General features: G+C 54.6%; 7 protein-coding genes and 2 tRNA genes. 1 reads left to right on the top strand and 8 read right to left on the bottom strand.

The features are described from left to right. The 3 genes from P8O11_RS07250 to P8O11_RS07260 all read right to left on the bottom strand — a co-directional run. Positions 1–307, bottom strand: a 307-nt coding sequence (locus P8O11_RS07250) for a hypothetical protein (protein ID WP_300293190.1), incomplete at its 3' end; no start/stop codon positions are given. 495 nt (positions 308–802) lie between these two features. Further along, positions 803–877, bottom strand: a tRNA-Asn gene (locus P8O11_RS07255). 78 nt (positions 878–955) lie between these two features. Then, positions 956–1,867 (bottom strand): MBL fold metallo-hydrolase, encoded by a 912-nt coding sequence (locus tag P8O11_RS07260; protein WP_300293192.1) that lies wholly within the window; start codon positions 1,865–1,867, stop codon positions 956–958. Between the two features lie 39 nt (positions 1,868–1,906). Here P8O11_RS07260 and P8O11_RS07265 point away from each other — a divergent pair, with 39 nt between their 5' ends. Beyond that, the gene (locus P8O11_RS07265) at positions 1,907–3,196 is read left to right on the top strand and encodes an ATP-binding protein (protein WP_300293194.1); all 1,290 of its coding nucleotides are present in this window, start codon (positions 1,907–1,909) and stop codon (positions 3,194–3,196) included. 5 nt (positions 3,197–3,201) lie between these two features. Here P8O11_RS07265 and P8O11_RS07270 read toward each other — a convergent pair. The 5 genes from P8O11_RS07270 to speB all read right to left on the bottom strand — a co-directional run bounded on the left by P8O11_RS07270 (position 3,202) and on the right by speB (position 8,805). Beyond that, a tRNA-Gly gene (locus P8O11_RS07270) sits at positions 3,202–3,275 on the bottom strand. Between the two features lie 41 nt (positions 3,276–3,316). Continuing rightward, on the bottom strand, positions 3,317–4,486 hold the full coding sequence (locus P8O11_RS07275) for a glycosyltransferase family 87 protein (protein ID WP_300293196.1): 1,170 nt from the start codon (positions 4,484–4,486) through the stop codon (positions 3,317–3,319). Positions 4,487–4,554: 68 nt separating this feature from the next. Next, positions 4,555–6,597, bottom strand: coding sequence for an ASKHA domain-containing protein (locus P8O11_RS07280; RefSeq protein WP_300293198.1), 2,043 nt, complete (start codon positions 6,595–6,597; stop codon positions 4,555–4,557). Positions 6,598–7,186: 589 nt separating this feature from the next. Beyond that, the gene (locus tag P8O11_RS07285; protein ID WP_300293200.1) at positions 7,187–7,618 is read right to left on the bottom strand and encodes a hypothetical protein; all 432 of its coding nucleotides are present in this window, start codon (positions 7,616–7,618) and stop codon (positions 7,187–7,189) included. A 230-nt stretch (positions 7,619–7,848) separates the two neighbouring features. After that, positions 7,849–8,805, bottom strand: a complete 957-nt coding sequence (gene speB, locus P8O11_RS07290; protein ID WP_300293202.1) for an agmatinase — start codon at positions 8,803–8,805, stop codon at positions 7,849–7,851. Positions 8,806–8,820: the final 15 nt, after the last annotated feature.

Genomic DNA, 8,820 nt, shown 5'->3' on the forward strand with positions numbered 1-8,820 from the left:
GGTATGGATCAACAGCACCATAACTAAATTGAGGGTTAGCAGTCAGGTGGATTTGGATTGGATTAAACATATGGTCATCCGCTGGATAACCAGACAGCCAAACCTTCAGTTCGTTGTCAGAACAAGGTCTGTCGAGCCAAAACCATAGATGCACATTAATCCCAGACTTGATACCCATGCTGGATGAGAACTGATACCAAAAGTCGACGGATTGAAACTCTACGGGTAGCTGCTGAGTAGCGTATGACAGCATTGCGTGTTGATCAATAATATCCCCATTCCAAGCTAGACTATCGATGTCGATCATACACCATTGGCGAGGTGTGGCTGTGAAGGTGTCTTTATTGCGTGGTACTAAACCGCTTCCGTCTTCAAGCAGTGATCCTCGAATGATCGCCTTGGTCGGTTCTGTTTCTATTGCGCTTACTACTGCGGCAAGGCTTTCAAGGTTATTAACGTGGTCCACAATTCTGGTAAGCTATTGTTCTGTTTGGCGCGGTTTGAGAGATAACCGTGGTCCGCATCGCCCTTATTTTTATGGGAAATATGGCGTTTTTTGTGGGTCGTGTGGGGGCGCCATTTTTCAGAAAAAAGATATATAACAGCGTCCGAAGCAGAGCGTTTTTTTCGTTGTTTAGTCACCTCGAGCTTGATGCCTGAGAATTTGCACTGAGGCGCATGATTGAAGTCTGCCCGTGCGCATCCGCGTTATAAACTGCATGAGGTATTGGGCAGGGTTTGCTCGGCAGGTGAGGTTAAATAGAAAAGAGCCTGACACTTGCGCGTCAGGCTCTCTCTATCTTGGCTCCGGCGGTAGGGATCGAACCTACGACCAATTGATTAACAGTCAACTGCTCTACCGCTGAGCTACGCCGGAATATTTGGGGGATATAACAACACCCTTGGGGGGCGTCCAGCGTATTTTGTTGGTTTTCGTGTAAAAAATGGCAGCGCTTCAGAGAAGGGTAAATTGGGCTGTTATGTTAAGGCTGGGGAGTGCTGCAATCTGTGATTTTTGCTTCAAATCAACGAGATGAGCAAAGACGTTGCGCTCGGCTGCAGGCAGGAGCGCGGCTGGGGTTTCAGAATAGATTTGTGCGGTCAGGCTCTTTGCTGTGGCTGGGCCGTCCTTTAGGGCTGCAAGAATTTGAGTTTCACGGCTCTGCCTATGGCTGATGAGCCATGCAAGGCGCTCGGCGGGGTTTGTCACGGGCGCGCCGTGGCCTGCGTGAAATACACGCCAGCTCTGCGCTGAGAGGCGCGCGCAGGAGGCCATGAAATCGCTCAGATCGCCATCAGGGGGGCTGACAAGGGAGCTGGCCCAACCCATGACCAAATCACCGCTGAAGAGCGCGTCATCCCATTCAAAAGAGAGGTGGTTGCCGAAGTGTCCTGGCGTGTGGTGGGCAGTGAGCGCCCAGCTTGCCCCGATGACGGTCTCTCCATCCCCTAGCAAGATGTCTGGGGAGAAATCAGGATCGACCCCTTCACCGCCGCCTGCGAGGCCGTTTAGTGCGAGGTCTCGCATGACCTTGCTTTGACCTGCCAGGCTGTCTCCAAAGGCCAGCACAGGTGCGCCTGTGGTCTTAGAGAGGCGAGCGGCGAGTGGGGAGTGGTCAATATGGGAGTGAGTGACGAAAATGTGGGTTATAGCTTCATCAGGTTCGAGTGCCGCGAGGATTGCTGCGAGGTGCTCTGCTGTGTCGGGACCTGGATCGATCACCGCGATGTCACCCTTGCCGAGCAGATAAGTGTTTGTGCCCCGATAGGTCATGGGCGAGGGGTTGTTGGCCAGAACACGCCGCAGATTTGGCTCAAGCCACTCCGCTTGACCAAAGGGTGGATTAAAGCTCGTAAGATCGCTCATGGCTCTTCCTTCTTTGCGCATGCCTCGCTAGGTTTAGGCATGTTTTTTGGATGGCTCAAACACTATATGCCGCGCTCGCTCTATGGGCGGGCAGCGCTTATTCTGATTGTCCCAATTGTCGGCCTTCAGCTTATTGTTTCTATTATCTTTATTCAGCGCCATTTTGATGACGTGACAACCCAAATGACACGCTCGATGGCGATAGAACTTCGGCTTGTGCTTGCGCAGTATGAGACAGCAGGTGTGAGTGAGTTGGCGGCGCCTTTGAAGATCGAGCTTGCGGCAGGCGAAATAATTGAAGAGCGCAGGCGCTGGTATGACTTTTCAGGTCTGATCGTGAGGCGAGAGCTTTTTGGGATGTTGGACGGAGTACAGGCCATTGATCTGCCTGACGGACGCGTGCTGCGTGTTGAGGTCGATACGGAACGAGGGCCTGTTGTCTTGAGTTTTGACAGGCTGCGTGTGTCGGCGTCAAATCCGCATCAGCTGTTGGTTTATATGATTGGGTTTGGCGTTTTGATGACGATGATTGCCTATATTTATTTGCGCAATCAGCTGCGCCCAATCAAGCGACTGGCGAGGGCTGCAGCAGCATTTGGCCGCGGACAGGTGAATGATTTCCGCCCCTCCGGCGCAATTGAGGTGCGTGCGGCGGGGCACGCTTTTTTGGATATGCGTAACAGAATCGAGCGTCAGATTGAGCAACGAACGCTTATGCTGTCTGGCGTGAGTCATGATTTGCGCACACCACTGACACGGATGAAGCTTGGACTTTCCTTGTTGGAAGACGAGGACCGTGAACCTCTGGAGCGCGACGTCACTGAGATGCAGCGTTTGCTGGATGAGTTTCTATCTTTTGCCAAGGGGGCGTCGGAGGGTGAGGCAGAAGCCTGTGACCCCTTTGAGCTTGTTCGTGCGATCGTTGAAGACTGTGAGCGAGTCGGGCAAAATGTGACTCTTGGCGCGCTGGAGGGCGAGGGCAGTGGCTTGGTCACTTTGCGTCGCATCGGGGTGCGACGGGCCGTGGAAAACCTTGTTGGAAACGCAGTGCGCTATGGAAATAAGGCGATTGTCTCGGTGGCGCTGACTGAGAGGGCTCTGCGGATCAGAGTTGAAGATGATGGTCCGGGCATAGCGGTTGATGATCGGGAGGAAGCGCTCAAGCCGTTTGCCCGTCTTGATGCGGCTCGAAACCAGAACAAGGGGTCTGGAGTTGGTCTTGGGCTTTCGATTGCGATGGATGTGGCGCGCGCTCACGGCGGTATTTTGCGGCTGAGTGAAAGCACCGATCTGGGCGGTTTGCGTGCAGATATTGTGATTGGGCGCTGAAAAGCTGGAGCGGGTAGCGGGAATCGAACCCGCGCGTTCAGCTTGGGAAGCTGACAGGCTACCATTACATCATACCCGCGCGATTGGCTGATTAGCTTTCCTCTTGGGGAGGGTCAAGCGCTATGCGTTGGCCTCAAAACGCCTGATGGCATGGAACGTCAGGCCTATAGTCAGAATGAGGCCGAGACCTGCAAGGGCAGGCAATCCGAAGCCGGCATCACCCAAGGCACCAGCAAACAACGCTGTGGTCAGTCCATAGCCTGTTGCGAGCAAGAGTGACGCGGCGAGCGCTGCGCGGAGGGTGATTGTCAGCTCTGTTTTGATGGCTTGGTACGCGAGCGCAAGAGCAGGTGCGAGAACGCAGAGATCGTAGTCATAGGCATAGGGGCTGAGAGTCGTGCCTGAGAGAATAGCGAGCACGATGATGTGGCGGAGCTGCCAGCCTTTGAGCGCGGGGCAAGCAAGCGTTAGTAGGCTAAAGAGTGCGCAGCCTCCGTGAAGGAGTATTGCGAGTGAGGGGGCCAGTCCAATAGAGGAAAGCAAAGCAAAAGGTGTGATCATGCGAGCGAGTTTGTATTCACCAGCTTCCAGAATTGTGCCAGAGGTTGAGACGCTGTTGCGAAAGGTGTTCCAAATATCGGAGCCATAGAGGTATGTCGCGAGCAGAAGTAAAACGAGCAAAGTCAGCATTGCCATTGCGACCATACGCCAGCCACCGCGCAAAAGGGCGGCAAGGCCCAGGCCAAGACCGAGGTGAGGCTTATATGTTAAAAGGCCAAGCACGAACCCCGCTTTGCCGCCCTGCTCTGTGAGTGAGAGGCCCGCAAAAAGAGCCATTAGGCCCGCGGTAAGAAAGCCATTTTGCCCTGTCAGCAAGTTTATCACCAATGCGGGAAGAATAAGGGGAAGAACCCATATCGTAGCATCTTGAGACAGGCGCATCATAGACCAGACAAAGAGCGCAAAGCTTGAACCAGTAAAGAGAAGATAGCCCCAGCCGACACCGAACAGCGCCAAGCCTTGCAAGGGGAGGTTAAAATGGGGGGGATAAGTCCATGTCATAAAGACTGCACTGTTTGTTCGGCTGGCTTGATAGGCCTTAAAGGCGGCTGCGTCATAGGTTTCGGCGATGCGGCCGAGATTGGCCAGCTCGCCGACTTGATGAAAAATAATGTAGTCGGCTGAAACCTCATCGACCCCGAAGAGTTCGGGTAAACCGATGCGCAAAGCTGTGAGGCCGATAAGTGCCACAAGAAGGCCTAGGACCAAGAAAAGACTGCGCTGTGACATCAAGGCTCGCCTGCATACGTGTTACAAGGCGAGCCTACTCCAGCCAGAGGTTAGGTGTAAACCAGAGCCTAGCCGCGCCGTCTGCGCCGACGACCACCGTCGCCGCTGGTTTCTCCGCCTGTGTTGAAACTGACGTGAGGTAGCGTGACCACGGCCGCCAATATCGGGAATGGCTCCGCAGAATTTGGGATCGCTGATGCATTGACGAAATGTTCTTGAAAACGGGGCTCAACGGCTGTTTCGATCTTGATGATCCTGCGTACCGTCGCCTCGATCTCTTCGCGTGCTGTGCTGTTTAGGAGCGCAATGCGGGCGCCTGTTCCTGCCGCGTTGCCCGCGGATGTGACCTTCTCGATAGCGCAATCCGGGATCATGCCGAGGACCATGGCGTGTTTGGGAGAGATATGCGCGCCAAAGGCCCCTGCAAGAACGACGCGATCGACCGTTGCGACATCAAATTTGTCCATCAGCAGGCGTGCGCCGGAATAAAGCGCCGCCTTGGCCATCTGGATGGCGCGAATGTCAGGATTTGTCACCGTGATGGTTGGGCCGCCTTTGGCAGAACCGTCCCACATCATGTAGCTGTGAGTGCGACCGTCGTTGATACACCGCGACGTGCCGACTTGCTCAGCAGAGCCGATGAGGCCAGAAGCATCCACAATTCCGGCTATGCGCATCTCTGCGATGGCTTCGATAATGCCGGAGCCGCAGATGCCTGTGATACCTGTTGTGGCGATTGCTTCTTCAAAGCCGTCTTCGTCTGACCAAAGATCGGAGCCTATCACGCGAAAGCGGGGTTCTTTTGTAATTGGGTTTATTTCGACCCGCTCGATTGCTCCTGGTGCAGCACGTTGCCCGGAGGTAATCTGCGCACCTTCAAAGGCGGGGCCTGTCGGGGATGAACAGGCTAGAACTTTGCTTTTGTTGCCTAAAAGGATTTCGGCGTTTGTTCCAACATCCACGACCAGGACAAGGTCTTCGGACTTGTCAGGGGCTTCAGACAGCGCGACCGCGGCGGCATCGGCTCCGACGTGCCCCGCAATACACGGCAGCAGATAGACACGTGCTGAGGGATGTAAGTTCAACTCAAGATCGCGCGCTTCGAGACGCAGGGCATCTGATGTTGCGAGTGCGAAGGGGGCTTGACCGAGCTCGAAGGGGTCGATGCCTAGGAAGAGGTGGTGCATGACCGGATTGCAGACGAAAACTGCGTCCATGATCAGGGCGCGGTCGATTTCTGCTTCGGAGGCGATTTGGGTGAAGAGGGCGTTCATTCCGTCGCGTACGGCGGCCGTCATTTCGGCGGCGCCGCCTGCGTTCATCATGGAGTAGCTGACCCGGCTCATGAGGTCTTCACCGAATCGAATCTGTGGATTCATGAGGCCCGAGGAGGCGACGACTTCGCCTGACTGGAGGTCGCAGAGGTGGGCGGCGATTGTTGTGGAGCCGAGATCTACGGCGAGTCCGTAGATGGAGCCTTCGTAGTAGCCGGGCCAAACTTGCATGATGGAGGGCACAGAATCGCTGTGACCCTGATGAACAGCGACCGTTACCTTCCATGCCCCCTTGCGCAGGGCTTGTTGCAGATGCGTGAGCACGTGCGGATCGGCCTTTGGCACGTCAATATCCCACTGTGCCTTGAGGCCCTCGCGCAGGCGCTCCAGATCCCCCGACGGCTCGTGCATATCCGGCTCCACCACTTCAACATAGTAGAGCTTAACCGTTGGATTCATTATGATATCCCGCGCCTCAGCCCGCTTGCGCACAACCTGTTTGTGGACCTGACTTTCGGGCGGGACGTCGATGACGACGTCGCCTTGGACGGTGGCTTGGCAGCCGAGTCGGCGGCCCTTGGGGAGGCCGCGTTTGCTGTCGTAACGCTCCTCAACGGCGTTCCATTCGCTGAGGGCGTTGTCGGCGACGGTGACACCGTGCTTTGAGAACTCGCCGTAGGAGGGGGTGATCTGACATTTGGAACAGATACCACGGCCACCACAGACAGAATCAAGATCAACGCCAAGCTGACGCGCGGCTGTAAGTATAGGAGTTCCCACAGGAAAATGCCCGCGCTTGCCTGAGGGCGTGAAAACGACGAGGGGATCTTTGGTCATGATTTTACTGCCTGATTTTGTGGCCTTCGAGCGCAAGATAGTGCGCCAGACGGCAATGTATAGGGCAGGGAGCGGCAAAAAGCTGACTGGGAGCGGCATATTTTATTTTCAGAAAGGTTAAGCCCGCGAAACCGCCCGTTAAACATTGGCCGAACCGCCAAAATGAGGGGGGTGAAAAGCGTGCACCATGCGTGCACCCCCCGTGCACCGCCTGAACCGGAGTTTTGGTAACGGAAAATTAGGTAATGGGGCGTGCGGTGGGGTGAGGTTTTTGGCACATAGCGCCCAGTCAGTTGGTTTAATACTATGCCATCTTGACGCTTCACCAAGTAATGAATCCTCAATAATGTAATTCTTAAAAAAAATCAAAATTTGAGAGATTTTCCCCGAAAAGCAATTGTTGATTTCATTTAAGTCGAAATTTCCACCAATACTTGCTTCACCATCTTTTGCAGCAGAAATTGGCTTTGTTCTTTGTGCTCCACCCAAACAAGATACCTGAGACGTTGAAGCCTATATTGCTCAAACATTAGCACGACAATTGATAAGTAGTGCCTGAGCAATAACGGCTCCTGTTCCTCAAAGTCGTTTACTTCTCCAGTACTTCTTTAAGGTCTTTTGATAAAGAGCTTGCGATATGCTGAATATCTTTATCGCTTAGTTCAAATTCCAAGTCATGCGCGACCTTGTTACGCTTCTTTGAAATGATCCTCACCGCTGAAATTATGTCTTTTGGGACTAAGCCCAACGCAGAGATTAAGTCTAGGCGTGAACTAAAACTCATCCTATCTAAGTGAATTTCTCTCGGGTTTTTCAGTTCTCGCTCTAGTAATCTCAGCGCTACAAACTCTAGGTATATATTTGCTTGGACCAGTTTGTGCCAATCTTCGCCTTGCCCCATACGTTTTATGAAGCTGGCTTTGTTGAAACACGGAATAGCTTCTTGGTCTTGTTTTGGAACTAACTGTTCTCTGTGTTTTTCAAATTCTGATTTCCAGTCTTTGTCATCATCATCTATCATGGAAATGCTCATTTAAATTCAAACCTTGGATAATTACTTAGTCGGTCTTTCCCAAACTCCGCCCCGCTTGATTACAGGATTGCCTGAGGTTGCTTGCTGTGCAAGCGTTTATCTTCTTAAGCTGTCTCTGCTGTCACCACAGCTGCAATGCACTCGGGTCTAATATCCACAATCCGCTGTTGGCCCAACTATGCTCGCAAACTAGCCCTTAATACTCCCCCCACCAACCCTCACCCCTTCCTTGCCTCAAACACAAACCCGAGCAGGTTGAGCAGGACCTGTGCGGCGAGGATGCTTGTGCTGTTTGAGTGGTCATAATCAGGGGCGACTTCGACGACGTCTATGCCGACGATGTCGTGGGTGCGGGCGACGTGTTGCAGCAGCTCCAGCACTTCGTAGTAGAGGAAGCCGCCGTGGCTCGGTGTGCCTGTGCCCGGCGCGATGGAGGGGCAGAAGGCGTCGATATCAAGGGTGATGTAGACGCGGGCCTCTGGCGGGATGCGTTTGGCTGTGGCCTCGGCGCCGAGTTTGCGCATCTGGCGGACGGAGAGGATATCGGAGCCCATTTCGCGGGCGGCCTCGTAGCCTTCCTGTGTGGTGGAGCTGACATTGCGGATGCCGACCTGGGTGAGGCCCGTGACATAGGGCTTTTCGGCGGCGCGGCGCATCGGGTTGCCGTGGCCATTGCGAACGCCGTGGCGGACATCAACGAAATCAAGGTGCGCGTCGATCTGGAGGATGTGGATATCGCCCTGATCGTCAAAGGCATTGATGCAGGGGATGTTGATGGAGTGATCGCCGCCTATGACCACGGGGAGGGCGCCAGCGGCAAGGGCGGCGCGCACGCCTGTCTCGATGTTGGCGTGGCTTTGGCGCGTGTCTGTGTGGACGATATCGGCATCGCCCATATCGACGATGCGCACATCGCCTGTGAGGTAGGTTGTGTCATCCTCGTGGTCATATGCGCCTGCGTGGCCAAAGGAGAAGAGCGTGGAGGCCTCGCGCACGGAGCGGGGGCCGAAGCGTGCGCCCGAGCGGTACTGTGTGCCCGCATCAAAGGGCGCGCCGAGCACGGCGACATCGGCCTCAAGCGTGCTCCAGTCGGGGGCGTAGGGGCACTTGGCGAAGGTGGCAATCCCGACGAAGGGGAGATTGAGGCGGCCTGTGTCGTAGCTGTTCTTGGTCATGGGGTGCTCCTGTCG

It is taken from the genome of Lentibacter sp., from assembly GCF_029254145.1.
In the GTDB taxonomy this organism is placed as follows: domain Bacteria; phylum Pseudomonadota; class Alphaproteobacteria; order Rhodobacterales; family Rhodobacteraceae; genus Lentibacter.

What these genes read in the sequence shown, in the direction of transcription:
- P8O11_RS07260 (WP_300293192.1), bottom strand. Translation starts at nt 1,867, where the DNA reads ATGAGCGATCTTACGAGCTTTAATCCACCCTTTGGTCAAGCGGAGTGG.
- P8O11_RS07265 (WP_300293194.1), top strand. Translation starts at nt 1,907, where the DNA reads ATGTTTTTTGGATGGCTCAAACACTATATGCCGCGCTCGCTCTATGGG.
- P8O11_RS07275 (WP_300293196.1), bottom strand. Translation starts at nt 4,486, where the DNA reads ATGTCACAGCGCAGTCTTTTCTTGGTCCTAGGCCTTCTTGTGGCACTT.
- P8O11_RS07280 (WP_300293198.1), bottom strand. Translation starts at nt 6,597, where the DNA reads ATGACCAAAGATCCCCTCGTCGTTTTCACGCCCTCAGGCAAGCGCGGG.
- P8O11_RS07285 (WP_300293200.1), bottom strand. Translation starts at nt 7,618, where the DNA reads ATGATAGATGATGATGACAAAGACTGGAAATCAGAATTTGAAAAACAC.
- speB (WP_300293202.1), bottom strand. Translation starts at nt 8,805, where the DNA reads ATGACCAAGAACAGCTACGACACAGGCCGCCTCAATCTCCCCTTCGTC.